The organism is Undibacterium sp. Di24W (genome assembly GCF_049340325.1).
GTDB lineage: Bacteria > Pseudomonadota > Gammaproteobacteria > Burkholderiales > Burkholderiaceae_D > Undibacterium.
Map to the genome: position 1 here is coordinate 539,779 of NZ_JBMPOP010000001.1, position 26,108 is coordinate 565,886.

General features: G+C 45.9%; 17 protein-coding genes. 7 read left to right on the forward strand and 10 right to left on the reverse strand.

The features are described from left to right. Window positions 1-174: 174 nt before the first annotated feature. The 4 genes from ACO0KZ_RS02215 to ACO0KZ_RS02230 all read left to right on the forward strand — a co-directional run bounded on the left by ACO0KZ_RS02215 (window position 175) and on the right by ACO0KZ_RS02230 (window position 5,089). Window positions 175-1,497 (forward strand): sugar MFS transporter, encoded by a 1,323-nt coding sequence (locus ACO0KZ_RS02215; RefSeq protein WP_422992285.1) that lies wholly within the window; start codon window positions 175-177, stop codon window positions 1,495-1,497. Between the two features lie 26 nt (window positions 1,498-1,523). Then, window positions 1,524-2,828, forward strand: coding sequence for an amino acid deaminase (locus ACO0KZ_RS02220; protein WP_422992287.1), 1,305 nt, complete (start codon window positions 1,524-1,526; stop codon window positions 2,826-2,828). Window positions 2,829-2,903: 75 nt separating this feature from the next. Then, window positions 2,904-4,364: an N-acyl-D-amino-acid deacylase family protein gene (locus ACO0KZ_RS02225; RefSeq protein ID WP_422992289.1), complete on the forward strand. Its 1,461-nt coding sequence runs from the start codon at window positions 2,904-2,906 to the stop codon at window positions 4,362-4,364. A 290-nt stretch (window positions 4,365-4,654) separates the two neighbouring features. After that, the gene (locus ACO0KZ_RS02230; RefSeq protein ID WP_422992290.1) at window positions 4,655-5,089 is read left to right on the forward strand and encodes a response regulator; all 435 of its coding nucleotides are present in this window, start codon (window positions 4,655-4,657) and stop codon (window positions 5,087-5,089) included. 64 nt (window positions 5,090-5,153) lie between these two features. Here the strand turns inward: ACO0KZ_RS02230 and ACO0KZ_RS02235 are convergent, their stop codons facing one another. Continuing rightward, on the reverse strand, window positions 5,154-5,300 hold the full coding sequence (locus ACO0KZ_RS02235) for a hypothetical protein (RefSeq protein WP_422992292.1): 147 nt from the start codon (window positions 5,298-5,300) through the stop codon (window positions 5,154-5,156). A 278-nt stretch (window positions 5,301-5,578) separates the two neighbouring features. On the opposite strand from ACO0KZ_RS02235, the gene ACO0KZ_RS02240 reads away from it, so the two are divergent. Continuing rightward, window positions 5,579-7,777 (forward strand): TonB-dependent receptor plug domain-containing protein, encoded by a 2,199-nt coding sequence (locus tag ACO0KZ_RS02240; protein ID WP_422992294.1) that lies wholly within the window; start codon window positions 5,579-5,581, stop codon window positions 7,775-7,777. 187 nt (window positions 7,778-7,964) lie between these two features. Here ACO0KZ_RS02240 and ACO0KZ_RS02245 read toward each other — a convergent pair whose 3' ends face one another. The 4 genes from ACO0KZ_RS02245 to ACO0KZ_RS02260 all read right to left on the reverse strand — a co-directional run bounded on the left by ACO0KZ_RS02245 (window position 7,965) and on the right by ACO0KZ_RS02260 (window position 12,894). Continuing rightward, window positions 7,965-10,103: a peptidase domain-containing ABC transporter gene (locus ACO0KZ_RS02245; RefSeq protein ID WP_422992296.1), complete on the reverse strand. Its 2,139-nt coding sequence runs from the start codon at window positions 10,101-10,103 to the stop codon at window positions 7,965-7,967. Between the two features lie 44 nt (window positions 10,104-10,147). Continuing rightward, complete coding sequence (locus tag ACO0KZ_RS02250) at window positions 10,148-10,939, reverse strand: hypothetical protein (protein WP_422992298.1); 792 nt, start codon at window positions 10,937-10,939, stop codon at window positions 10,148-10,150. Window positions 10,940-11,021: 82 nt separating this feature from the next. Further along, window positions 11,022-11,354 carry a hypothetical protein gene (locus ACO0KZ_RS02255; protein ID WP_422992300.1) on the reverse strand — a complete coding sequence of 111 codons (333 nt, stop codon included), beginning with the start codon at window positions 11,352-11,354 and terminating at the stop codon, window positions 11,022-11,024. Between the two features lie 175 nt (window positions 11,355-11,529). Next, on the reverse strand, window positions 11,530-12,894 hold the full coding sequence (locus ACO0KZ_RS02260; protein ID WP_422992302.1) for an HlyD family secretion protein: 1,365 nt from the start codon (window positions 12,892-12,894) through the stop codon (window positions 11,530-11,532). Between the two features lie 466 nt (window positions 12,895-13,360). Between ACO0KZ_RS02260 and ACO0KZ_RS02265 the strand changes: the two genes are divergently transcribed. Then, window positions 13,361-15,187, forward strand: a complete 1,827-nt coding sequence (locus tag ACO0KZ_RS02265) for a DUF885 domain-containing protein (RefSeq protein ID WP_422992304.1) — start codon at window positions 13,361-13,363, stop codon at window positions 15,185-15,187. A 246-nt stretch (window positions 15,188-15,433) separates the two neighbouring features. Further along, the gene (locus tag ACO0KZ_RS02270; RefSeq protein WP_422992306.1) at window positions 15,434-16,522 is read left to right on the forward strand and encodes a substrate-binding periplasmic protein; all 1,089 of its coding nucleotides are present in this window, start codon (window positions 15,434-15,436) and stop codon (window positions 16,520-16,522) included. An 8-nt stretch (window positions 16,523-16,530) separates the two neighbouring features. Here ACO0KZ_RS02270 and ACO0KZ_RS02275 read toward each other — a convergent pair whose 3' ends face one another. From ACO0KZ_RS02275 to ACO0KZ_RS02295, 5 genes are all read right to left on the reverse strand, one after another. Beyond that, window positions 16,531-17,565, reverse strand: a complete 1,035-nt coding sequence (locus ACO0KZ_RS02275) for a M28 family peptidase (protein ID WP_422992308.1) — start codon at window positions 17,563-17,565, stop codon at window positions 16,531-16,533. Window positions 17,566-17,618: 53 nt separating this feature from the next. Further along, on the reverse strand, window positions 17,619-19,355 hold the full coding sequence (gene msbA, locus ACO0KZ_RS02280; protein WP_422992310.1) for a lipid A export permease/ATP-binding protein MsbA: 1,737 nt from the start codon (window positions 19,353-19,355) through the stop codon (window positions 17,619-17,621). Window positions 19,356-19,365: 10 nt separating this feature from the next. Then, window positions 19,366-20,658 (reverse strand): O-antigen ligase family protein, encoded by a 1,293-nt coding sequence (locus ACO0KZ_RS02285; protein WP_422992312.1) that lies wholly within the window; start codon window positions 20,656-20,658, stop codon window positions 19,366-19,368. 7 nt (window positions 20,659-20,665) lie between these two features. Then, a complete protein-coding gene (gene dnaE, locus ACO0KZ_RS02290) occupies window positions 20,666-24,097 on the reverse strand; it encodes a DNA polymerase III subunit alpha (RefSeq protein ID WP_422992766.1) in 3,432 nt (1,143 codons plus the stop codon). 332 nt (window positions 24,098-24,429) lie between these two features. Next, complete coding sequence (locus ACO0KZ_RS02295; protein WP_422992314.1) at window positions 24,430-25,851, reverse strand: NAD(P)/FAD-dependent oxidoreductase; 1,422 nt, start codon at window positions 25,849-25,851, stop codon at window positions 24,430-24,432. Between the last annotated feature and the right edge of the window lie 257 nt (window positions 25,852-26,108).

The following is a 26,108-nucleotide window of genomic DNA, read 5'->3' on the forward strand; positions in this document are numbered from 1 at the left end:
ACCTGCAAACGATAAGCAACCAAAAAAGATAAATCAAGAAACTAGAAATTCATCTGACTATTTAAATCAAGGTATAAAAGTATTTCAAGCAGTGAGCGATGAATTACGCTTAAGCAAAAACCCAAAGAGACACTCTCAACTCACCGAGAGCAACAAACAAAAAACGGAAAAACCATGACCCACAACGCACCATCATCACAGTCAAAAAAACAAGTCGTAGTCGCCATGTTCTTCATCGCCCTACTCTTCTTCATCCTAGGCTTTGTTACTTGGCTCAACGGCTCGCTCATCCCTTTCCTCAAAATCGTTTGCAACCTCAACGACTTCCAAGCGCTCTGGGTTACCTTTGCTTTCTATATCGCCTATACCGTGATGGCATTGCCATCAGCGGCCGTGCTCAGTCGCATTGGCTACAAAAACGGCATGACCGCCAGCCTCGGTGTAATGGCTGTAGGTGCTTTGATGTTCATCCCTGCTGCAAAAACCAGTTACTACGGCCTATTTTTACTTGCACTGTTCACGCTCGCAACCGGTATGACTTTGATGCAAACCGCGATTAACCCTTACATCGTTTGCATAGGTTCGCGCGAGAGTGCAGCGATGCGTATCAGTATTATGGGGTTGTTCAACAAAGGTGCTGGGATTGTGGTGCCTATGGTTTTCTCCGCATTGATTTTGTCTGGTATTGATCAGTCCTCAACTTCCACCGCTGCACTGGCAGCGATGGATCAAATCGCACGTGAAGCTTTGCGTGCCGACCTTGCTTCACGCTTGGTGACGCCGTATATCGTCATGGCGATAGGTTTGGTGGTCTTTATGGCTATCATCCATTTTTCATCTTTACCTGATTTAGATTTACAAGACGAAGATCAAAGCAGCACAACACGCTTTGGTGTTCTGCAATTTCCACAATTAGTTTTGGGTGCACTCACCCTATTTGCTTATGTCGGTGTGGAAGTCATCGCAGGCGACACAATTGGTCTATACGGTCAACATCTGGGTGTGCAACACTTTTTGAAACTCACTTCTTATACGATGGGTTTTATGGTCTTGGGTTATTTGCTCGGTGCAGTGGCAATTCCTAAATTTTTATCGCAAAAAAATGCGTTAATTTTATCGGCAGCATGTGGTCTATTTTTTGTCCTTGGTGTCATGAATAGCTCATCCACCGACAGCGGCATCGCTCAAGCCTTGGTGGGTTGGGCTGGTGTTCCGGTGGTGCCAAATTCGGTGATGTTCCTCGCCATGCTAGGTTTTGCGAATGCATTGGTTTGGCCTGCGGTATGGCCTCTGGCGCTCGAAGGTTTGGGCAAATACACAGCGGCTGGCTCAGCCTTGCTAATCATGGGCATCGCAGGTGGCGCGATCTTGCCTATGGCTTACGGTCACTTCTCAGATACTGGCGGTTCGCAAAGCGCTTACTGGGTCATGTTGCCGTGTTATGCGATGATCTTGTTCTATGCGCTCAAAGGGCACAAAATCAGTCGTTGGAAATAATCTCTCTCATTTTTTATTCAAGCATCATGTTAAATCTCAGCACACTAGATCAGCAAAGCCTGTTACCCGGCACCAAAGGCCTGGCTTTGACCCAAGCTTTACAACAACAAGATATCGCCCAACAGCAATGGAATGTACTGAATGCCGACACCAGTTTTCCAGTGGCTGTATTGAAACAATCAGCCTTGCAACACAATCTGCAATGGATGAAGAAATTCTGTGACACCATGAACGTCGTGCTCGCTCCTCATGGTAAGACCACGATGTCGCCACAGCTATTTGACATGCAACTAGAAAATGGCGCTTGGGGAATGACGCTCGCTACTGTCAACCAAACGTTGATCGCTCATCGTTTCGGCGTACACCGCGTACTACTCGCAAATCAGCTCATCAGCCGCAGTGATACACAAGCGGTATTGGCGTTAATGAAAGCCGATGCCACTTTTGAATTTTTCGCACTTACTGATTCCCTTGATGGCGTGCAGCGTATGGCAGAACAAGTCCAAGCAGCTGGATTGAATCGTCCTCTGCCTTTGTTGGTCGAATTGGGTTTCGCCGGTGGTCGCACTGGCTGCCGTAGCCAAAATGATGCATTAGCAGTTGCACGAGCGATACATCAAAGTCCTTACCTACAACTAGCAGGTATAGAGGGTTATGAAGGTCTGCTAGTCGGCAAGCACAGAGATCAAGATTTGGTCGCCGTCAAAGCGTTTATCAATGATTTAATCACACTCACGCAGCAAGCCGACTCAGAAGGTTTATTTGCTGGTGAGAATATTTTGTTATCCGCTGGCGGCTCGGCGTATTTTGATTTGGTTGGACGTGGTTTTGAGCAGACCTTGCAGCTCTCGCGCCCTGTCACTTCGATACTACGTAGTGGCTGCTATGTGACGCATGACCATGGCTTCTACAATCACTTATTGCATGAAATGCAGACGCGCGAAAGCGTAGTTGAAGTCGATAATCTGCGTCCAGCCTTAGAAGTCTGGAGTATGGTGCAATCGCGCCCTGAACCAGATCTCGCCATTTTGACCATGGGCAAACGCGATGCCTCGTACGACATCGATCTACCTTTCCCGGTACAAACACACCGACCTGGCAGCACAACTGCGCCACTCGATTTACCCGCAGGCTGCAAAATAGAAAAAATGAACGACCAGCACGCGTATTTACGCCTACCGAAAGACAGTCCAATCTGCGAAACTCTGCAAGTAGGGGATTTGATTGCCTGCGGCATTTCACATCCATGCACAACCTTTGATAAATGGCCTGTGATTTTGGTAGTCGATGATGACTACCAAGTGCAATCGGCCATCAATACTTTTTTCTAAACTGTAGAACGGGTAAATCCCGCGCCACGGAACTTTATTAATTACAGTGCGATTTACACCCGCCCTACAAAAGCCATGACTAAGCCGACCTACGACATCATCATCCGCAACGCTGACGTCATCGACGGCAGCGGCACCGCGCCCTATCGTGCCGATATCGCGATTGCCGAACAAAAAATAGTCGCGATCGCGCCAGCGCTGAGTTTGCATGGCTATGAAATTCTCGATGCCACTGGCCTAGTGGTTGCACCCGGCTTTATCGACGTCCACACCCACGACGACAGAGAAGTTTTGGATGCGCCAGCGATGCTACCAAAACTGACGCAAGGCGTGACTACAGTCATAGCAGGCAATTGTGGCATAAGCCTATCGCCGTGGATAGCAGACAAAGCACCGCCCGCACCACTTAGCTTGATTGGCACGCAAAAAGACTATCGTTATGCCAGCGTCCAAGATTACGCCAAGGCCGTAAAGCAAGCGCAGCCAGCGGTAAACGTTGGGATGCTGATCGGACATTCGACTTTACGTGTGAATGCAGTCGCCGATTTGAATCGCGGTGCGAATGCCGAAGAAATCAAAGTCATGCAAGACTTGTTGGCCGAAGGCATGCATGCTGGCGCTTTAGGTTTTAGTTCAGGCTTGTTCTACCAGACTAGCAAAGCAGCAGACAACGCCGAAGTCATCGCATTAGCCACAATATGTGCAGCAGCGGGTGGCGTGTATACCTCGCATATTCGCGATGAATACAATGGCGTGATCGATGCCTTAGCCGAGGCTTGCGATGCGGGTAAAGAAGCACAATTGCCGGTCATCCTATCGCATCACAAATGCGCAGGGCCAGCGAACTGGGGCCGTACCACAGAAACCTTAGCCTACGTCACTGAGCGCCGCAAGACGCAAGCAGTCGGCCTCGACGCTTATCCCTACACAGCAGGTTCAACTGTACTCGACCCTGATTATGTCGATGGTGTGATCCGCATCATGATCAGTTTTTCCCAACCACATCCAGAAATGCAAGGACGTGATCTGGCAGACATTGCAGCCGAGTGGCATGTCGATCAAAAAGAAGCTGCACGCCGCTTGCATCCGGCAGGCGCGGTGTATTTCCAAATGCGTGAAGACGATGTAGAGCGTGTTTTAAGCTACCCACACACGATGATAGGTTCTGACGGTCTGCCACATGACAGCCATCCACACCCACGCTTATGGGGCGCATTTCCACGCGTATTAGGGCACTATAGCCGCGACAGAAAATTATTCACTTTGGCTGAAGCAGTGCGCCGCATGACCACACTCTCAGCAGATCATTTTGGTTTGAAACAACGCGGACGGATCGCACTCAATTGCTGGGCAGATCTCGTGGTATTTGATCCCGCGACAATTTCCGACCAAGCCACATTTGCGTCGCCTAAACAAGCTGCAACAGGTATTCATTGGGTATTAGTGAATGGAGCCATCGCGCTATCCAATGGCAAGCCTAACTCCAGTCGACATGGCCAGGTGCTTGACCGACACCGGGAACGATTCCCCTTTTAAATCAAAAAAATACTTGTTGCGATATAACCCCGACAAGTTTTTCACAGAAACGAGACAGCATTCGCCGCAAATATCCGGCTTTTTTGATTTTGCCTGCACATGCAGCTTGCTTCCTTATATGATGCGCTAAGCTCTGCTGAAACGAGAGAAGTCTTGTGCTAACCAACAGCGCTAAAAAGACATTGAATCCAGCTTTATACTGGCTAGTATTCATTAATTGAAGTGAGATGCTTCGAACTATAATGCTAGGCTTAAGTTAGCATTGGGCTATATATACGCAAAGGCAAAATATGCCGCAGTCGCTCCTTACCACTCATTCATCGTCAATCAACCGCGTATTGGTCATCGATGACGATCCAATGCAATTGGAATACATCGGTGTTCTGTTACGTTCAATGGGTATAAACGACGTATTCTGTGCAGCAGAAGGCAGTGCAGCATTGCCTTACCTTGACGATGCGACCATGCCCCTTGACCTCATTATTTGCGATTTACTTATGCCTACAATGGACGGTTTCGACGTCCTATGGCAATTGGCTAAACGTGAGTGCAAAACGCCCTTAATTATCAATTCAGGTCAATCTGCAAATGTTCTGCATAGCGCCGTCCTAGTCGCCCATCTCAAATCGCTCAACTTAGTCGGCCAATTAAAAAAGCCCACGACACCAGAACAATTTATCAAGCTCATTAACGACTTTCTTGATGATCAAAATTCGACGCGATAGTTAAGTGATTCACACCAAACAAGCAACAACTTTGAACGGTATCGCAAACCTACGTTAGAACGAGTCAAGCAGCTTCAAATGTTTTGACAAGGCCGCCAACATTGCTGACCGTCACATTATCAATCGCGGCATGAACTTCCACGGCTTGCCCGTCTTTTAACATCACCATTCGCTCGGTGGCATTAATCGTTTCTGGTCTGTGCGCGACCATGTCTTAACGGTTTTTATTTCCTACTTAGTTTGTGCTTTAGCCCCAAATAGATTGTGACTCAATGTCCAAGTCATTGGTGAAAACGAACAGGAAGAAGGTCGTACGGTCGTCTAAAACAGAACCGATAATAAAATTTCTACTACATATATTTGTCATAAAGAACAAGTACGCTATCATTATGTCACCCAAGTTTGGATATTCATGTTTTTTGGATTTGAGAGGCAAGTCGTATCTCATCTAAACGAGTTTTCTAACAAAAAAATTAAAATAAACAGTCCATGAAGACATTCTCCCAAAAACAAAGCATCCACTTTACATTCACTACCATCGTTTTGATTTCCTTTTCTGGAGTTCATGCGCAAGAGAGTAATGTCAAGCAAAGTGAATCTAATACAGCACAAAGAGTACCCGCCGATAAAACTATAGCGCAAACGCAGCAAGTCGAAATTAAAGCCAAAAGCGAAATCGAAAATTCACGACGCGATGCTGCTGCTAAGACCATAGTCAGCAATGCCGAGTTAACACGCTATGGCGACAACAATATTGCCGATGCGATGAAACGTGTTCCGGGCGTGACGGTAGTAAAAGGAATAATGCAATTACCGGGAATGGGCGCGGGTTATACCCAAGTCCTTGTCGACGGTGAGCCCCCGCGCGGAATTAGCATCAATAATATTCCCATGTCCACCATAGAACGCGTTGAAATTTATCGGTTGGGCAGCGCCGAGTTCAGTAGTCAAGCCATAGCCGGAACGATTAATATTATTTTGAAAAAAGTACCCAGTTCTGCCCAGCAACAAATTAAAGTCAGCGTAGGCCATTACCGATCAACCATGCCTAGTGTTGAATGGAGGTCTTCGGATAAACGGGACAATATCTCGTACTCATTGTCGCTGCGAGCATCGAAGTTTGGGTATCCCTTTTCGACCAAAACATCGACCATTGAATACGACAAGCAAGATCAAAAAATACGTGAAGACTTTCAGGTGACGGATGACTATTCATCAGACAAATCTATCTCCATTAACCCGGTCATTCAGTTCAAAAACAAAGAAGGTTTAAGTGTCCGATCCAGCAGCAACTTCCAAGCTGAGGATGGAACTAGCCATTCAGAGCAAAATTATCAATTTATACTTGGCAAAAACTTACCCATCCAAGCCACGATCAGCGATACCGATGCACGTCGCAATGGTGGGAATAGTTCGATCAGAATCACTAATCAAATCTTTAGCGATGTCAAACTCGACTTTAATGTTAGTGTGAATGGTGTTACATCGAATAGTAAGAACCATACACTGAACTATAGCGATCCCGATAAACTTGCATTTATACGATCATCCAGCAGCGATACACGCGAAAATGGTTTTAGTACTACACTCAAATTGAGCGCACCAAGTAGTGAAGAACACGACATTGTAGGTGGCTTGAATTTTTCCACGGGGCGCAATAAAAACAGACGCTTTCAAACGGACTCTGACCCCTCGTTTAAGCCTATCGAAACTAGCGATCAAACCGCACATTCTGTCGTCGACAATCTCGCGTTCTTTGCGCAAGATGAATGGAAATTTCGCAAAGCATCTTCTGCCTATTTTGGGCTTCGATGGGAAGCAGTACGAGTGCAAAGCGACGGCAATACTCAGACTACAGTAAAAAATACGTCCAGCGTGTTAAGCCCTATCATACAAACGCTCTGGCAACTCAATCCTGAAAATTCTGATCGCCTACGTGTAGGCATATCGCGAACCTACAAAGCGCCAAGCAATTCCCTATTAACCTCACCCAGGCTCGTCTTTCCGAATAATTCCATAGACAATCCAAGTAGATTGGGCAACCCTGAGCTAAAACCGGAGTTGGCGTGGTCACTGCAAACGTCTTTTGAGCATAACGATAAACAAGACTTGAGCTATAGCGCCAGAGCGGTGATTCGAAAAATTTCTGACCTTCATCGCGAACAAATCAGTTTCTTTGATGGAATATGGTGGCGCCGTTATGTGAATGCTGGCGAAGGACTTTCCAAGGTCTTGAGTTTCGAGGCGCAATTTCCACTCAAGCGCTTCTTTGCGGATAGTCCGAATACCAACTTTAGCTTCTATGCGGGACGTACTTGGTCTTCCATTTCATTTTTGCCAAAACCGGATAACCTGCTTGTGCCTGGCAAAGTTAGTGCTAACATGAGCGTCGATTACAGTGCTAAGGAAATCCCACTGGCTCTAGGAGCAAGCCTGCGCTATCAAGACAGTAATCCAATTCTTCTCAATAGTGTCCAGCGTAACTTCGCTCATTCCAACGTGGATTTGGATATGTACGCTTCGTGGAAGTTCACCAAAAAGACTAACTTGCGATTTTCGGTGGACAATGCATTACTGCACGACTACCCAAACATCAGCCAATTCTCGAGTCAAGACTCCACCATCTGGCGTAATAATTACATCAAAACTTACCGTGTCTTCAGGTTAAATCTTGAGCATAGTTTTTAGAGCAGTCTAGAAGCATTTATAGCGAAAAAAGGTCGAAGGTCCGGTTCCCAACAGCTAATTTAAATAATCACTAAAAGCCGGGTGCGTATAACAAAAAAAGTTTATCCCATCTCAAATTTCGAAAATCTTGATTCACTCACAGGAACTCAATTCTCTCCAGATTAATAGCCATCAAGCTGATGGTTAATCATGCCACCAAAACTTTCTCTTGACCCTTCGCAATATTACAATTCGCAAGAGAGTTTGCTACAGCAAGAACTTCCACTGCAAGCCCATCCTTCAACATCACAATACGCTCGGCGGCATTGATCGTCTCTGGTCTGTGCGCGACCATAATGCGCGTTAAAGACAATTGCGCCAACGCCTGATTTACCTTGTGTTCGTTCTCAATATCGAGATGGCTAGTCGCCTCGTCTAGCGCGAGGATTCTGGGTTGTTTATACAAAGCTCTGGCTAATAAAACCCGCTGCTTTTGCCCACCCGACAAACTGCTTCCCATGTCACCAACTAAGGTTTGATATCCCATAGGCATCGCCACAATATCCTGATGTATCGCAGCAGCTTGTGCGCATTGCTCGACCTGCGCCTGATTGCTATGACTATCAAAAAAAGCGATATTATCGCTGATCGACCCCGCCAGCAAAACGTCTTCTTGCATGACCGTTCCAACTAACTGACGATAGGTCTTTAAACCAAGTTGCGTGATAGGTATGTTATCGATCAGGACTTCACCCTCGGTCGGCTTTAACAAGCCTAAGATGATCTTGCACAAAGTCGTTTTACCGCAGCCAGACGGTCCAACTAAAGCGATGCTTTGTCCGACTGGGATACTTAAATCCACGCCATTTAATACCCAAGGCTCACCATCGGCATAACGAAACTTCACATTCTTAAGTGTGATACTCGCCTGTATTCTCGACACATCGGTCTCTACAAGCGACTCTTTTTCTGCTTCCTCCAACACGATATCGGCAAGACGTTCGCTGTGCATACTCAGCATTTTGTAACTGACAAACAAGCCAATTAAGTTAGAAATACGTCCTGTGAAAGTACCTGCGTAACTGGAAAATGCCATCAACATACCGACCGTCAATACATTTTGCATCACCAGACCTGCACCGATATAAAACAATAGCAAGCCTTGTATACCAAAGATAAAGGTATTACTTACACTAAACAGTATCGACATCTTCTGCGTTTTAATATCGCGGTTCTGCACGTCGATTTTCAGATTTTGCCAACGCGCTAAACGCTCGGTCTCTCGCCCAAATAATTTCAAAGGCGTAATCGCCCGCATGGTTTCTAGAAAATGACTACTTTCTTTTGCTGATAAAACCAGACGCTCTTGCGATGCTTCGCGAAACGGTTGATAAAACGCCCAGCGCAACAGTGCATAGATAAACACCGCGGCGACCACCAGCAAAGTCAATTTCACGCTATACATCACCATCATGCCGAGTGCCATGATCACCATTAAACCGTCTAAAGCGGTTTCGAGAAACATGCTGGTTAAAGTACCTTGAATCGCACCTATGCTACCAAAGCGTGAAACCACATCACCCAGATGTCGCTTCTCAAAATAACTGACAGGGAGGCGCACCAGATGCGCCAACACACGCGCTGACCATTGCATACTGACATCCATACTCCAGCGCATCAAAAACCAGCTACGCGCCAGCCCAATCGCAGTCTGCGTCACCATCAATAAGGCGAAGCCAAATACCAAGACCACCAGCAATTCCTTATCACCACTGACGATCACATCATCAATCACAAACTGATTAAATAGAGGTGACATGATGGCAAAGATTTCCAAGGCAAACGCCAAAGCAATCACTTGCACAATCGCGCGACGCAAACCGACAATTGGCCCGGTCAAATCACGCAGATTGACTTGTTTACGTTCGTCCTTCGCTTTGAATTCAGGACTAGGACTCAGCTCCAATGCCACACCCGTAAAATGCTGCGAGGCCTCCTTTAAAGACACTTTACGCTCACCCACCGCTGGGTCGAACAAGATCAAAGTCACGCGACCACGCAAGTCTTTCTTGACCTTTTTAAGCACGACAAAATGATTCAAGTTCCAATGCAAAATACAGGGCAAAGCTAAATCAGACATTTCATCGAGTTCTAATCGCAAGGGACGAGAATTAAGATGCATTGCAGAAGCATGCCGCATCAATTGCGCAAGCGTTGCGCCTTTCAAACTAATCGAGAATTGTCGGCGTAAATCGGCCAAGTCGGTGTGGTGACCGAAATGACTGGCGATCATGGCTAGGCAAGCTAGGCCGCATTCTGAGGATTCGGTTTGAAGGATGATACTCATGTTTGGATTACTTAAAAAATTTCGACGTAACAACTTAATTCGCATTATTGTAGTTTGCGCAAACCATCTAAAATCGTCGGATTAGGATCAGTCGCAATTGCAAATTCTGGCTCCCCCGAAATCTTATAAAAATATTGCATAACTTGCAGATAATGCTCACTTTGGTCTCCATCAATTCCTTTCACACCGAGCGCATTTAAAGTCTTAACGCTAGGCGCATAATAGGCAACTAATTTTCCATTTTTCATTCCTTTGTCTATGCTCTGTGTCACATCAAATAGTAAAGTATTGATACCAACAGACCGAAAAAGAACTTGTTCATTTTCCGCAGTTTCATTTCCCGAAATACATCTGGGATCATCAGTTGCATGACATGGTGCTTCTTTCCCCCCCATCGCTTGCACACTTCCATGAAATCCAACAATGCCATTAATTTTCTTCTCAAAGCCAGCAAGAAATAAATAGTTTGCGCATGAGGAAATGCAAAAACCGTTGACAACTATCTTCAACTTTCTATCTTGAATAACATTAGCAATCTTTAACGCCTCTCTGACGTTCCCCCCAGCAGAGTTCAACCAAACCTCATTAATTCCATGGTCAAGCTTTCTGTCAAATTCATCAAATGTACCTTTGCCAATCGTACCGTTCAGCGATAGAGTCGTACTAGAAACTCTCGACCACTGGCACTTCCCGATACAGCTCTCGTTTCCGAAAGATCGGTATGCTGAGCCCACGACACCCGCTTTATCAAACTCAGCATCCCAATTGATGTCGCGGCGCTTTTCATTACAAGCAGTAAAAAAAAGCAACATAAACACAAAGAAAATTAATCGCATTGCACACCATATCCAATTAAACCTCGCTACCTTATTCTCGCGCGACACTTAACAAACAGAGCAGCGCGAGATTTTCGTGCGATTACTTGTATTTATATTCTTTTCTTACCTGCCCTGTCACGGTACAAGTGATTTCGCCGTCATCTTTATCGCGCTCACAATTCGTGGTTGTAGTTATTTCCTCACGTAATTTTTCCTTTTCATTTTCTGCCTCTTTCGCCAAATATCCAATAATCGCTGCGCCTATAACTGCAATTGCCCCAATAACAGCAATTAAAATTGGATTGTATCCACCCTCACCTCCAGTGGGATCGGTCTGCGGAGGGAAGTCAATCAAACGATCATTACTCACATAAATAGGCCCGAGTTCGCCACCAGCCACAAACACCAGCTCTTCATTTGTAATTAAACGCATTTTGTGTTACTCCTATACATGGTTAAGTTGAACCCATCGATCCTATACCGATGGGTTTTACTGCCTCCGTACAAGGTGTAGTGACCTGTGTACGGTTTTTTTGCGGTGAGTGGGCTTATGCTCACTCACTTGCAAATCTTAGCAAGCCTTAACTACTTGCCTTGTTCAACCAGTTTCACAACTCTGCCGTTTTTGTTACTGCCAGCACGGGTTCAATAATCCATTCCCAAATCTTGCGTTTGTCTTGTACTACGTCAGCCTCCAATGTCATACCGGGCTTGATGGTTTGCGCGTGTCCATAGGCGTTGATGGTTTGCTGCTTGAGTCGCACTTTGATGCGGTACAGAGCTTCATTACTGTTAAAGCCCAAGATGTTTTGCTGTGCGTTACTCAAGATCGTACTGGCAAGATGTTGGGGTAACTCGTTGGGCGCAAACGGAGTCTTGCTCACATCGATCACAGTCCCTGCTTGTAAGCCGAATTTTTGGTAAGGGTAGGCGTTGTAACGTATGAGGACTTGCTGTCCTGCGCTCACGAAGCCAGCCGTTTTGCTCGGTGCATACAGATGCACTTCTAAAGCTTGCTGCTCTTTTGAGTCGTTACTGTCCACATTAGGAATGAGCGTGGCCAGCACTTGTCCGCCACTGATGTTTTGCCCCGTTTGGTTGGTGATGGCGGTGACCATGCCTGATTGAGGTGCCACAATTTGGCTAGATTGACGATTATTGTTTTCGGCGATTTCTTGTTGTAAGCCAGCTTTGGCTCGGCTGAGTTGCGCTAGCTCGGTCGCGAGAGTATTCGATAAGGTGTTCATTTCAGATTGGACGTTAACCTGATTCGCCTGCAACTGGGTTTTATTGCGCTGGAGACTACTTAGCCTTGTCGAGAGATCGAGATTTTCTTCGATTTTTTGCTGAGTTTGGGCGGCTGACACATAACCGCTATTTTGTAGCGTTTGGAATTTATCGATACTTTGCTGTGATAAATTCAAGCGACGTTTCGCCAACAGAATTTCCTGATCGATTTGCTCTGATTCGACCTGGAGATTGACTAGCCTTTGCTGCAAAACTAATTTTCTTTCTTGTGTTGCGCTCTCACGCAAGCGCTGTTCCGTCGTCAAAGTATCTTGTCTGGAACGTAGCTGATTAGCGATCAAGGCGGTGATTTCACCCTGACTGTTTTGTCTTTGCGTCGACAGCGTAAATAAGACCTGCCCTGCCCGCACGACATCGCCTTCTTTAATATGACTTTGCGTTAATACGCCAGAATTAGGCGCAGCAACACTGATATTACCTGCGGTTGGTACCGTAATACCCGTAACTCGTGCCTTTTTCGTCATATTGCCCAAACTCAGGAAGGCAATCAACGCAATAGAAACGGCCAACGCGATGCCAGCAATCAACCAAGAAGAGATAGGTTGCGCCAGACGAATAGCGCCCATCCAATTGCTGCCTAACGCGGCGGTGACTTCTGAGCGGAAAAGCGAACTTCCAGCTGAAGTAGTTTTAGGCTCTTCTATAGTTGGCAGCGCAATAGTCATAAGATTTATCGCTAATTCCAGGAAAGTGGGTTTTACTTTAATGAATAAATTAGAGCATAAATTTACCAAAAATAATACTTTTTTTTAAATTTTAATTGATATTTAATTATATATAAGTTTACTGAAAATACAAATATTTAAAGTAAATTTTGAATATTTTTGTCAATTAACCAATTTACTAATTCTGATTTGAGTCCTTGGCTCTATAACAATTGAAGCTAAATCATAAAGCAATGTAGAAAACCACTTCTTACAATTCATTGCAGGTCCGCAATTTTCTTTCCTACCGTTGTCGTCACAAAATTCACAAAGATCCATCAAGCTGTTGCGTGAACTCGCTCTTACCCCTGGTTTTAACGCCATACGACTACAAACTCAGGTATTCTAGGCCCAAGTCTTTTTTGTAATTAAAACATTTGTCTTGCACGATAAATACAACTAACTCAACACGTCACAGGATACGACTATGTCTTTAAAAAAATACGTACAACTAAGCAGTCTGGCCGCAGCACTACTAAGCAGCAGCGTCATGCTGGCACCGATCAGCATGGCAGCCGATGTGGTACAGGTCCAAGAAGTCATAAAAAGTAAAAAACAACTGGAGCAATTAGCCGATGCGTTTTACACCGCGCGCGTTCAATTTGATCCTTTGCAGTTCGCTACCATCAATGGCGATGGTCGTTTCAACGATCAACTTGGCATCAATATCGCGCCACAAAATCGCGCCAAGCAATTTGCATTGATGCATAAAATGCAGAAGCAATTAAAGCAAATTAAGCGTAATCATCTTGCGGAAAAAGATCAGCTCAATTATGACCTGCTCGCTTTTGAGCTCGACAGTGCACTGCACTTTGAACACTTTCCAGAACACTTATTGCCTATTAATCAGATGGACAATGTGCCCAGCATTTTGGCGAATTTCGCCAGTGGTGATGGTGCACAACCTTTGACAACCGTGGCGCAATATTATGCTTATCTAAAACGTCTAGAACTTTTGCCAGTTTGGATCGCACAAGCAAAAACCAATATGCAAGAAGGTATACGCCGTGGCATCGTCCATCCGAAATCGATCATACGAACCATGCTGCCCCAATTCCAACAGCTCGCTGCGAAGACGACGGAAGAGAGTATTTTTTACACGCCAATTAAACATTTCCCAGCGCAATTTTCTGCGGAAGATAAGCAAAAACTGACTCAAGCCTATCAACAAACCATACAAACAAAGCTCAATCCTGCATTGACGCAATTGCTGCAATTTCTAGAAACAGACTACCTGAAGGCCGGGCGTGATAGCACTGGTTATAGTGCCTTGCCTAATGGCGCTGCGTGGTATGCGATGCGCATCAAAGATCACACAACGACCGATCTCAAACCTGAGCAAATCCATGCCTTAGGCTTGCAAGAAGTCGCGCGCATTCAACAGCAATGGGCAGAATTGGGGCCACGTTTGGGCTATACCGGCCCTGCTATCGAATTGCCACAGTGGGTCGCAGCGCAAGACAAGTTTAAGTCATTCAACAGTGATGCTGAAGTGCTGGAGGCTTATCGTCAAATCGATGCGAAAGTGCGTGCCAAGTTACCAGAATTATTCAACTTACTTCCTAAAGGAAAATTAGAGCTACAGCTTGAACCCGAATTAAGTCGTGCCACTGCGTCCGATCACTACACACCACCCGCTGCAGATGGCTCGGTGCCTGGTATCTTCTGGCCAGTTGTAAACGATCCTAAGAAATACAGCCGCGTTGGTATGGCGACTTTATTTTTGCACGAAGGGCAACCGGGACATCACTTACATGCAGCACTTCTGAAAGAAATTGATCTGCCTTTGTACCGAAAGTTTAATACTGAAAATCTCAATAGCGCTGCGTTCACGGAAGGCTGGGCTTTGTACTCTGAAACCTTGGGTAAAGAACTTGGTCTGTACGACAATCCAGAATATTATTTTGGACACTTGAATGATGAATTGTTACGTGCCGTGCGCTTGGTCGTCGATACCGGCATGCATGCCAAAGGCTGGACGCGCGAACAAGCCATTAGCTATATGCAGAAAAATTTAGGCTACAACGAAGCAAGGGCTAAAAATCAAATAGAACGTTATATGGTTTTACCAGGACAAGCACTGGCTTATAAAATTGGGGCGCGTAAAATCTTGGAATTACGTGCCAGAGCGGAAAAAGCCCTGGGTAACAAATTCACGCTGGCGAAATTTCATGAGGTCGTGATCGGCGATGGCACCTTACCCATGCCAATTCTAGAAGCGCAAGTTGATCGCTGGATCGCAAAGAATAAGTAGTTCACGCGCGTATTCTGCGGTATCAAGAGTAACCCTACTGTCTATCAAGGTTCAAGCTAGTAATGCGAGTGAGCTCCTTTCGGCTCATTCGCATATCCAAGTGGTATGCCAACACGCCCCTAACTCTCCGACTGTCGATAAACGCTAATTCAGCCAGACAATAGTGCAGTTCAGCCCGCAAAAACTGCCGTTTATCCCAAAGTCGTTGCCGGATACCAGAAAGATAAGCAAACTAGAACTGTCTCAATGCTACTAGGCATTGTTTCAACCTCCCTTTTTCGTCATCCCAACCCCGGTTGCGATGACGTTTTTTTTGCCTTGGCTTTAGCGTTTTGGCGGAAATGCATTGGACTTCTTTACAAACACCGCTATACTTTTCTTAGAAATATTGGTTTCCCTGGGGAATCAATACTAATCCTCTCACGATACTCATCAATAGTTGCAGCCCGTTTGTATGCCAGTTTTTTGGCACAAAAAACTAGTCCCCAAAGGCGCCAGACTGTGTACGCAAAATTTTTATCGCAGCGCTATCTCGAACTCCGCCACATGCTTCGTGGCTTGCTACTTCTATTTTCCCTAGTATTCCTTGATCTTTGGTTCAGCCACGAATGCCATGCCATCATGCCTGAAAAAGTTAGCTTATTGATTCGCGAGCTACGCAATGACAAGGGTGAAATCATTCCTATTAAAGCGGAAATACAGCAACTCCTACTATTCTTGGAGCGCGAGGCAAATATTAATTTCAAGATTGAATATTATCCTATGGCGCGCCTGCTGAATCAGCTGAAAAATGGCGATGGGATAGGCTTTGGCTTATCAAAAAATAGTGAAAGATTAATGACAATGCGCTTTTCGGATCCGGTATACGCCAATTATGTGTGGATAGTTACACGTAAAAATAACAGCTTTCCATTTATGACTATTGATGACTTAAAAGGAAAGACCATAGGTGTCATGAGAGGGGTCAGCTATGGCGATGAATTTGATGAAAAGAAGAATAATTTATTTACGGTAGAAGAAGACACAGCCTCCCATGTAGCACGCCTAAAAAAGCTGGCCATGAGGCGTATGGATGCTATGTTATTTGGCGCAAGACAAAGCAACGCCAAAGAGGTTCAAGCCTTGCTTCATCAAATGCAAAACGTAGATCGTTCGCATATTCTGGATGCTTCAGAAACTGATTTCACTGTGCTAGCTAACCCTATGCGCATGGACGAATTGCATTTTGCTACGAACTTAACTAAATATGGCGAGTTAATAAAACGTCTTAACGTCGCCATAGATCGAGGTAAGAGAAACGGGGAGATAAGCAGAATTCTCAATCTAACAAAATAAGTCTCGACTCAACGCCGTTGCTTCAAAAAGCGCACCAGCATGTCGCCAAAATCGGCGATATTCTTATTCGAAATAATGTCTAAGTTGTCTTTAGACGTATGCCATTCGGATAAATTCGTCCAGTCAATAATATGCAAGAAAGGTAGACCCATTTGCGCAAACGGCAAGTGATCGTCCTCGATCGAAACATTCGCCAGCGCGATCTTAGTCGTGGTTTTTTGTGCCAACAATTTTTGTGCCAAAAGCGGATGGGAGCCGTTGGTAATAAACAGATTCTGATTTTTGTGCCCTATCATATCGAGCACCAACACCGCTTTCACTGGCAAACCCTGATAACTAATCCCATCAAACTTGCGTTCTAATGTCGCAGCAAATGCGCGTGAGCCGTGAATATTATCCTGTATGCCTAACAAACGATCACCGTCGCTCCATTCGGGCAGCGTCGCTTCTTCACCGTCGAAAAAAGCGAGTCCAATACTGCAATCAAGGAATCGTCCCGTCTCAGGCATGACAGCTTTCATGCTGGCTTCCTGTTTACGAATTTGGCTAATCACGCGACCCAGCTCCTGCATTGCAGCAGTGGAAGAACCGCCATCATTGGCGCCAACAAATTTAAAATCTTTATAAATCTTCGTGTCGTAATGTCCGCCTATCAGCAACATACAACGGTCGCTGCCTTTAGAAACCGCAATGATATTCTCGCCTTCGACTTCTTTTACTGGTACCGCATTTTTGTCTTTACCACCCAACTTATCATGCGCGAGATTAGGAATCTTTGTCTTAAATTTTTGAATCTGCGTATCCCAGCCCTGCTTCACCAAACCAGCTTTTATCTCTGATGCGAGCTTTTTCTGTTCACTACTTGCCATAGGGTGTGGAGCATGGGTAAAGCGTTGCATCGCTTGTGCAATATTCGTAACACTGAATTGATCTAAAGCTTTTGAACTATCCGAATTAACTTCGAACGGTGCAGCATTCGCAGATACAGTAAAAGCAACGGCAATGCAAAATGATATGAGCCAGGAACCAGACGACTTAGACATGCAAACTCCCTAATTTATATAGCAAACTTAGACGGCAAACTTAGACGGCAAACTTAGACGGCAAACTGTAAGCGATAAAGATTCGCATAAGCACCTTCTTTTGCCAATAATTCGGCATGCGTGCCTATCTCAACTATCGTCCCTTCTACTAAGACAACAATCCGGCTGGCACGTTCAATGGTTGATAAGCGATGCGCTATGACTAGCGTGGTACGACCTTGCATCAACTCATCTAAAGCCGCCTGTACCGCGCGTTCAGATTCACTATCTAAAGCGGATGTCGCCTCATCCAAAATCAACACGGGCGCATTCTTATATATAGCGCGGGCAATTGCTAAGCGCTGACGTTGCCCTCCAGACAAACGCATGCCGTTATCACCAATCATGGTATTCACACCATCTGGCATTTCGTTAACCACATCTTGTAAATATGCTGCTTGAATCGCATAAGCGATACGTGCGGATTCAGGCGTTGGGTCGCCGTAGGCGATATTAGCGGCAATCGTATCATCAAACAAAATCACATTCTGACTCACCATCGCGATTTGTTGCCTTAAGCTTTTAAGCGAGATGTCAGCAAGAGCAATACCGTCTAGCAAAATCTGACCGTCATTGGGCTCATAAAATCGGGGTACAAGATTGACCAAAGAAGTTTTACCACCACCAGACATACCGACCAAGGCGATGGTTTCACCCGCATGGATGTGCAAATTGATGTCAGTTAAAGCAGGTTGCTCCTGCCCGGGATAAGTGAAGCCCAGATTGACAAATTCCAATTGGCCTGTGGCACGTCTTGTAATTTCCTGACCACGCTCGACTTCAGGAATCGCATCGACCATGCCATACACCGATTCTGCTGCGGCCATTCCACGTTGCAAAGGGCCATTCAAATCCGCCAAGCGTTTCAGTGGCGTCAGCAGCATCATCATAGCGGTAATGAAAGTCACAAAATCACCTACCGTCGTGGCATCCTTACGCGCTTGTGCCAGCGCCAGCATGATTACAATCGCGACTGCCAGTGAGGCCAGAATCTGCGTAAGTGGAGTGGTAAAGGACACTGCCACCGTGCTTTTCATCGTGAAACGACCGAGTTTCTTGTTCTTAGCTTCGAAGCGTTGCTGTTCATACTGCTGCCCGCCAAAAATGCGTATCACCTGATGAGCACGTGTCGTCTCTTCTATCACCTGCGTCAATTCACCACTAACTTCTAAAGATTGATGATTGAGCTTACGCAAACGTTTGCTGACACCACGCACCAAGATCGTCATTCCCGGAATCAAAATAAGCGTCACCAAGGTTAGCTTCCAGTTCAACCAAATCAGATAGCCCATCAGCACCGCCACCGTCAGTGAATCGCGGAATAAAGTCGTGATCGAGACCTTCACCATTTCGACGATTTGTTGGGCTTCAAACATGATGGTATTGATGATGCGCCCGCTTGATTCGGCGTGATAAAAGGCGACCGGCACATGCAATAATTTATCGAATACTTTTGCCCTCAATTCGTTCAATAAGTTGACCGAAATGCGGCTCATCAAATAGCTGGTCGTGAAGGTACAAGCACCACGAATGACAAAGATGCCGATCAAGATTGCTGGCACATACCACAAAGGAAAGTCCATTTGCTGTCCCTTAAAGCCATGATCCAGCAATTTCCCCAACCCCCAAGGCAGAGCCACTTCGGTCAATGCCGTACCGCACATCGTAAGCACGGTCAGAATCAGATAGGCGCGGTATTGAGTGACCGAAGTCCAAAGTCGCTTCAAAATTGGGGTATTTAGTTTAGCCATGTATTCTTGTTCAAATAGTTGTACGGCGCACAGTGAGATCACCCACACCTGCTAAGGGTATTGCCAGCAAGATCAACATCGCAAAAGCAAACACCCCATCACGCAGAATCGCGTTAAAGCATGCTGCAAACATCATTCCCACAGTCAACATCGACAGCAACATCGCACGTTCACTATGCGTCCCTGCGACCATCTGACGTGCAATACGCAGCTGTGTTCCCCAAATCATTAGTAAGGCCAGCAATCCTGCGATGCCGAGTTCAAACCAATACAGCAAATAATCATTATGTGGCGTAGTCATTTTTTCGCTAATCTGACCTTGGGCTTTTTGTTGATACATAGGCAGCCAATTACCTATCCCATGTCCTATCCATGGACTTTGGCTAATCATTTGCCAGGTATTCATATAAAGCTCTAAGCGCATGCCATCTTCGCTCACTTGTTTAGTCTGGCCAAAGTCACGTACCTGATGCACGGTGCAGATACCGCGATTGAGCAAAATTTGAGCGCCACTCATCTTGTACACATCGTGCATTTCTTTCGCAAGGCAAGTTGCTGGTGCAGACATTTGCGCGATACGTGAAATCGAAAAAACAGCGGCAAAAAAAAGTGCCATCACTGCGACCAATTGCCACCAGCGAAAACTAAAATTACGGAAAACTAACAAGCCACACAAAAGTACAAACAGCAAACTCGCCGTACGTGATTTGCTACACAGCACCAAGGCGACCAACACATATACAAAACTCACAGCACGCCACAGTGTGAAATTTTTGCGCAATCGCCATTCGTGCAACATCCATGCAGCTGCTATCGCCATTAACAAACCCAACAAAATGGACTTGTTACCTTCATATACAACATAACTCCTGAACAGTTTAATATCAGGCAATACACCCAAATTACTTAAATAGAACAGGCTGGCGGCGATCACCGCACCTATAAAAAAATGACGAACCGCCTTTTGCTGCCAGCCCCCACTGCCTATGCTCAACATAGGAAACAAAAACCAATAAGTCTGGTAATGTGAAAAAGCAGCGGCGAATTCACCGACAGGATGTGTATGAATCAGGCTGATCAGCGCAGAGATCACGCTTAAGCCAATCACTGGCAAAAGTAAGGTCGATGATTTCATCCGCGCCAGCTTATTTTGCCAATCGCCAGACAAGGCCCATGCCAGCAAAAACAAAAGCAATCCTGCATACATCAAGCCGACTTGAAAAAAAAGTGTAAGCGGTAAGTAGCTTAAAATTTGCGCCGGCAATTGCAGACGCCAATCAGGATTCGCGATTGTTTTTGACATGGACATATCAGTTATATTCTATCTTCACGTTCGCAGGGTTTAACCAATCACCGAGTTTCTTACGCAGCTGATCATCAGGATTTACCCGCCAAGCATCCGACAAATACAATTCAGCCGCCGCCGTTTGATTTGCATAATCTATCAATACGGGACAACCTTCGTTGTTCAAATGGGCTTGCAAGATCTCTGCGAGTTTTTTGGTATCTGTCTTATCATTCAGCTTGACGCGCAAACCTTGGGAAAATTGTACGCGTGCCCGACCAATGTCCATCACGCGCTCTGCTGTAATACGCAAGCCGCCGTTGAATCGATCTTCCGATACTTTGCCCATCACGGCCAAGAATTCATCTTCTTTAAAAATGCCTTTGAATTCTTCCGCCAATTCGCCGTACACAGTGACTTCGACGACCGCCGTACCATCATCTAAAGTGACGATCAACAATCGTCCACGCTGCGTCATTTGCGTTCGCAAGCCTGCAATCACACCACCGATCAAACGCAGGTCCCGCGATGGTTCCACTTTTGCCAAAGTCGTTTTGATAAATTGCCGCACTTCTGGCGCGTAGGCATCAAACAAATGTCCCGACAGATAGAATCCGAGCGCCTGCTTCTCTTCCAGCAAACGCTGACGATCAGACCAATGCTCGGCCGTCACATATTCTGGAGGAGGAATCATGTCATCATCATCGCCGAATAAGCTGACCTGATTCGCAGAGGCCTCGGCCTGTTCTGCAACAGTCAAAGCAAAATCCACAGTAGCCAATAACACCGCTCTATCTTGCTTTAAACAATCCATTGCGCCGGCGCGTATCAATGATTCTATTGTACGACGATTGACCTGACGCTTATCGACTCGTTTGCAAAAATCAAAAATATCAGTGAACGGGCCACCATTTTTGCGCGCGATGACAATGCTTTCAATCGCGTTTTGCCCGGAACCTTTGACTGCACCTAAACCATAACGAATTTGCGTCGCCTTTTTACCGGTTTCACCCACAGGCATAAAGCGATAGTCCGATTGATTGATATCAGGTGCCAGCATTTTCAGCTTGCAGATATCGATCGCGTCTTCGACCAAGATTTTTACCTTGTCGGTATCGTCCATCGCCAGCGACATATTGGCTGCCATAAATGCGGCAGGATGATGGGCTTTCAGATACGCGGTGTGATACGACAATAAAGCATACGCTGCAGCATGCGATTTATTAAAACCATAGCCCGCGAATTTTTCCATCAAGTCGAAAATCTCGTCGGCTTTTTCTTGTGGCAAACCATCTTTGGCAGCACCGTCGCGGAAAATTTGGCGATGCTCGGCCATCTCTTCGGCTTTCTTTTTACCCATTGCACGACGCAACAAATCCGCGCCGCCAAGTGAGTAGCCACCGACCACCTGCGCCATCTGCATAACCTGTTCCTGATACACCATAATGCCGTAGGTTTCAGACAAGATGCCTTCGGTACGCGGATCGGGATAATCAAATTTTTCACCGTGCTTACGCTTACAGAAATCAGGAATCAAATCCATAGGACCCGGGCGATACAACGCCACCAGCGCAATAATGTCTTCGAAGCGATCGGGACGCGCGTCTTTCAACATGCCTTGCATGCCGCGGCTTTCCAGCTGGAAGACGGCGACGGTTTTCGCTTTGGTGAGGAGTTCGTATGAAGCTCTATCGTCTAGCGGCAATTTGGATAAATCAAAATCTGCCATCGCAGGATCGAGCATTTTGATATAGCGCACTGCGCGATCCAAAATCGTTAAAGTGGTCAAACCCAAAAAGTCGAACTTCACCAGTCCGACGGCTTCGACGTCATCTTTATCGTACTGCGACACCACACCAGAATCGCCACCCTGCGTGTAAAGCGGGCAGAAATCGGTCAGCTTACCCGGCGCGATCAAAACGCCACCAGCATGCATACCGATGTTCCGCGTAATACCTTCAACTTGTTGTGCTAAGTCGAGCAAAGTTTTGACTTCTTCTTCGTTTTCTTGACGCTCTGCTAGCAAAGGTTCTTCGACGATCGCTTCGGCAATCGTGACTTGCTTGCCCGGTTTAAATGGAATCAGTTTCGACACGCCATCGCAAAACATATAACCAAAATCAAGTACACGACCGACGTCACGAATCGCTCCTTTGGCTGCCATGGTACCAAAGGTGGCGATCTGCGATACCGCTTCTTTGCCATAGCGATCTTTTACGTATTGAATCACGCGGTCGCGGCCTTCCTGACAGAAATCAATATCAAAGTCGGGCATGGAGACGCGTTCTGGATTCAGGAAACGTTCGAACAGCAAATTGTATTGCAGCGGATCCAAATCAGTAATCAAGAGCGCGTACGCGACCAAGGAACCTGCACCAGAACCACGACCAGGCCCAACCGGCACGCCGTTATTTTTTGCCCATTGAATAAAGTCCGCAACAATCAAGAAGTAACCGGGGAAACCCATTTTGATAATGGTGTCGGTTTCAAACTTGAGGCGCGCTTCATAGCGCTCGCGGTTCTGTTCGCGCTTTTCTGGATTTGGGAAAAGATTTTCTAAACGGAATTCCAAACCGCGCTTTGCTTCGAACACCAAAAAATCATTGATGGTCATGCCCTCTGGCGTAGGAAAGTCCGGCAACTTCGGTTTGCCGAGTTCTAATTTCAAATTGCAACGTTTGGCAATTTCAACCGAGTTCGCCAGCGCTCCGGGAATATCGGCAAACAAAGCGAGCATTTCTTCACGCGATTTAAAGCATTGCTGATCATTGAACTTGCGCGCACGTCTGCCATTCGCCAGCATTTCGCCCTCCGCAATACAAGTACGTGCTTCATGCGCAGTAAAATCGTCTTTGCTCAAAAATTGGATAGGATGGGTGGCAACCACAGGCAAACTCAAACGCTGCGCGAGCTTTACCGCTTGCTTGACGTGCGGCTCCATATTGGGCTGACCGGCTCTTTGGATTTCGATATAAAAGTGATTCGGAAAAATACTGGCCCAACGCTGCGCATTGCGCTCAGCTAATTCAAGATTGCCATTGTCAATCGCAATCCCAACGTCGCCAAAGTGTGCACCGGACAAAGCGATCAAACCTTGCTCGCTGTCGGTTTCAAATAGTTCTTGTAACCATTCGAATTTAATTTCGGCACGTCCACGATGTTGATTTTCTAGCCAGGCTCTTGCCAACAATTCACACAAGCGCAAATAGCCATGACGCGATTTCACCAATAATAAAAGGCGCGATGGTTTATCTCTATCGTGATCGTTAGTAATCCAAACATCACATCCAGCAACAGGTTTTATGCCCTTGCTGCGACTGGCCTTATAAAATTTGACCAATCCAAATAAATTACCTAAATCCGTTAAAGCCAAAGAGGCTTGTTTATCTTTCGCAGCCGCTTTAACAACGTCATCTATCCGTACCAAGCCATCCACGATCGAATATTCGGAATGCATGCGCAAATGTACAAACTGGGGAAACGCAGTTACCTGACTAGGTTGGATAATATTGGCCTCGGGGGCTATTTGAGGGTTAGTAGCGAGTTCTGTATTCATCTCGCTATTTTACCGTGTTGCGGCAGGCTTGGAGTGCAAACCTGCGAGGGATGAGACCCTAAATAAAAAGCTGCAACAAGACGCCCCCTACGCCAGCAGTTCCGGCAAAACGCTCTAACCCGGGGAGAACCGTGTATAAATATTCGATAAATCGAGGTATCTATACACAAGAATAGGTTTGACGGCCTTGAACTAAGCCTACTTCGTGCGAGGATTTAATCGTGTTGCATAAATTAACTAAAATATAATCGATCGGTGTTAAAGAAAACGCAGTCTTCTTCCTCTTCTATCGAAATTTCTAGATAACCCGACTCAACTAATTCCTGCAAACCTAGAATTATTTTTGTTTCAGGCAAGTGTAGGTATTTAGCGGAAAACTGCGCGACAATTTGCCTCAAAGGCTTGCCTGGCGTGCACAATAACCATAGGTCGTGCGTCTCAACTGCCTTTAAATGTATTGGTGCACGGGTGATTCCTGGCTGATAAGGATGGGCAGCGCGCACAGTGGATTCTTTGGAGATCCCAATAACTGCTCTGCGCCTCGCCCAAAATACTGCTTCTGGCCAACGCGTTTCACGTTGATAGTATTGCCATTGTGTTTGTAGATATTGTTTAAAATCCTGCTCAATTGCCTGGGCATAAGTGCTCAACAAATCGCCTTTAGAAAATAAACTATCAACAGCAATAAAAGCACCATGTATTCCACTTGTAAGAGCACGAGGAATACCAGTTGAAGAAATAGGATCATAAGATGCAACAGCATCGCCTACCGCCACCCAGTCCTTTCCACCTGTGGCACTCAAATAAGAGGAATAACATGGAAATGAACGTGGCATTTCAGTGAAATCAGCACAGCGCACCGACTCTTCCACATTGGTCAAATTCCTCAACAGAGCACGCCACACATCAGGATGGCAGGCTTGCATTCTATTCACGATATCGGGATCACTCATCAAGACGACAGATACCCGATTACCCGGCATTGATGAGATATACCACCAGCCATATTCGCAGGCTTCCACCTGATTCTCTGCCTTCAATTGGCAGTTTTTTGGCAAGTCGCCAATGCAAGCGACACCGATCAATCGATCGTACACGGTCAATGCCAAATTTAAATTAGTGCGCATCACACCCCGACGTCCGGAGGCATCGATAATGTATTTGCAAAAAATAGTTTGCATCTCTTGTCCATCGGATTTGATTTCAACCCGCCATCCACGCTCCGACTGACGGACACAAGTCACAACCTGACTATGACAAAGCAATTCACCGCCACGCGCTACAAAGTTATCTGCCAGCATACGCTCAAAAGCCAATCGATCAAGCTCCCAGCCTGCCCCATTCGGGGTAAACATATAAGCAATTTGTTTTGGAGTGCTGCTCCCCCACGCAACCCGACTGTAAAACGGCGCTAAATTTTGCGACGCGACAAACTCATCCCACACCCCAAGGTACTCCAAGTTTGAACGCACACTGGAGGGAAGAGATTCCCCGAACTTAGCAATGAGGTAGTTTCCGCGCTCGACGATCATCACGCTCAAATCACCACGTTTTAGTAAATTCAATCCAGCAGAGCTGCCCGCAGGCCCGCCGCCAAGAATCAGCACGTCGACGTGTTTTGCTGCTTTGAATTTAGCGGAATCTGGCATATCCATGACGAACCTTTAACTACAAAGACTAAAAAATGTAATCAAATCAAATGAATCGATAACAATCGTATGGATACAGACTCAGCAATTCCCATGCCAGCACATTGACGCGTAAAAAATATTCTTTTTAAAATACATTGGAATACGATATGTGAGAAAGTTAAAAAAAATACTTTGACACCTAAAGAGAACAACGCCACTGACTGGTAGACTTCAATTTTCAAAATAACGACAAAAGCAATACGCTTAAAGATCCTAGTTTT

Bases quoted from the DNA above. Each gene is read 5' to 3' on its own strand.
- ACO0KZ_RS02215 (WP_422992285.1), top strand. From the start codon at position 175: ATGACCCACAACGCACCATCATCACAGTCAAAAAAACAAGTCGTAGTC.
- ACO0KZ_RS02220 (WP_422992287.1), top strand. From the start codon at position 1,524: ATGTTAAATCTCAGCACACTAGATCAGCAAAGCCTGTTACCCGGCACC.
- ACO0KZ_RS02225 (WP_422992289.1), top strand. From the start codon at position 2,904: ATGACTAAGCCGACCTACGACATCATCATCCGCAACGCTGACGTCATC.
- ACO0KZ_RS02230 (WP_422992290.1), top strand. From the start codon at position 4,655: ATGCCGCAGTCGCTCCTTACCACTCATTCATCGTCAATCAACCGCGTA.
- ACO0KZ_RS02235 (WP_422992292.1), bottom strand. From the start codon at position 5,300: ATGGTCGCGCACAGACCAGAAACGATTAATGCCACCGAGCGAATGGTG.
- ACO0KZ_RS02240 (WP_422992294.1), top strand. From the start codon at position 5,579: ATGAAGACATTCTCCCAAAAACAAAGCATCCACTTTACATTCACTACC.
- ACO0KZ_RS02245 (WP_422992296.1), bottom strand. From the start codon at position 10,103: ATGAGTATCATCCTTCAAACCGAATCCTCAGAATGCGGCCTAGCTTGC.
- ACO0KZ_RS02250 (WP_422992298.1), bottom strand. From the start codon at position 10,939: ATGCGATTAATTTTCTTTGTGTTTATGTTGCTTTTTTTTACTGCTTGT.
- ACO0KZ_RS02255 (WP_422992300.1), bottom strand. From the start codon at position 11,354: ATGCGTTTAATTACAAATGAAGAGCTGGTGTTTGTGGCTGGTGGCGAA.
- ACO0KZ_RS02260 (WP_422992302.1), bottom strand. From the start codon at position 12,894: ATGACTATTGCGCTGCCAACTATAGAAGAGCCTAAAACTACTTCAGCT.
- ACO0KZ_RS02265 (WP_422992304.1), top strand. From the start codon at position 13,361: ATGTCTTTAAAAAAATACGTACAACTAAGCAGTCTGGCCGCAGCACTA.
- ACO0KZ_RS02270 (WP_422992306.1), top strand. From the start codon at position 15,434: ATGCTACTAGGCATTGTTTCAACCTCCCTTTTTCGTCATCCCAACCCC.
- ACO0KZ_RS02275 (WP_422992308.1), bottom strand. From the start codon at position 17,565: ATGTCTAAGTCGTCTGGTTCCTGGCTCATATCATTTTGCATTGCCGTT.
- msbA (WP_422992310.1), bottom strand. From the start codon at position 19,355: ATGGCTAAACTAAATACCCCAATTTTGAAGCGACTTTGGACTTCGGTC.
- ACO0KZ_RS02285 (WP_422992312.1), bottom strand. From the start codon at position 20,658: ATGTCAAAAACAATCGCGAATCCTGATTGGCGTCTGCAATTGCCGGCG.
- dnaE (WP_422992766.1), bottom strand. From the start codon at position 24,097: ATGCATTCCGAATATTCGATCGTGGATGGCTTGGTACGGATAGATGAC.
- ACO0KZ_RS02295 (WP_422992314.1), bottom strand. From the start codon at position 25,851: ATGGATATGCCAGATTCCGCTAAATTCAAAGCAGCAAAACACGTCGAC.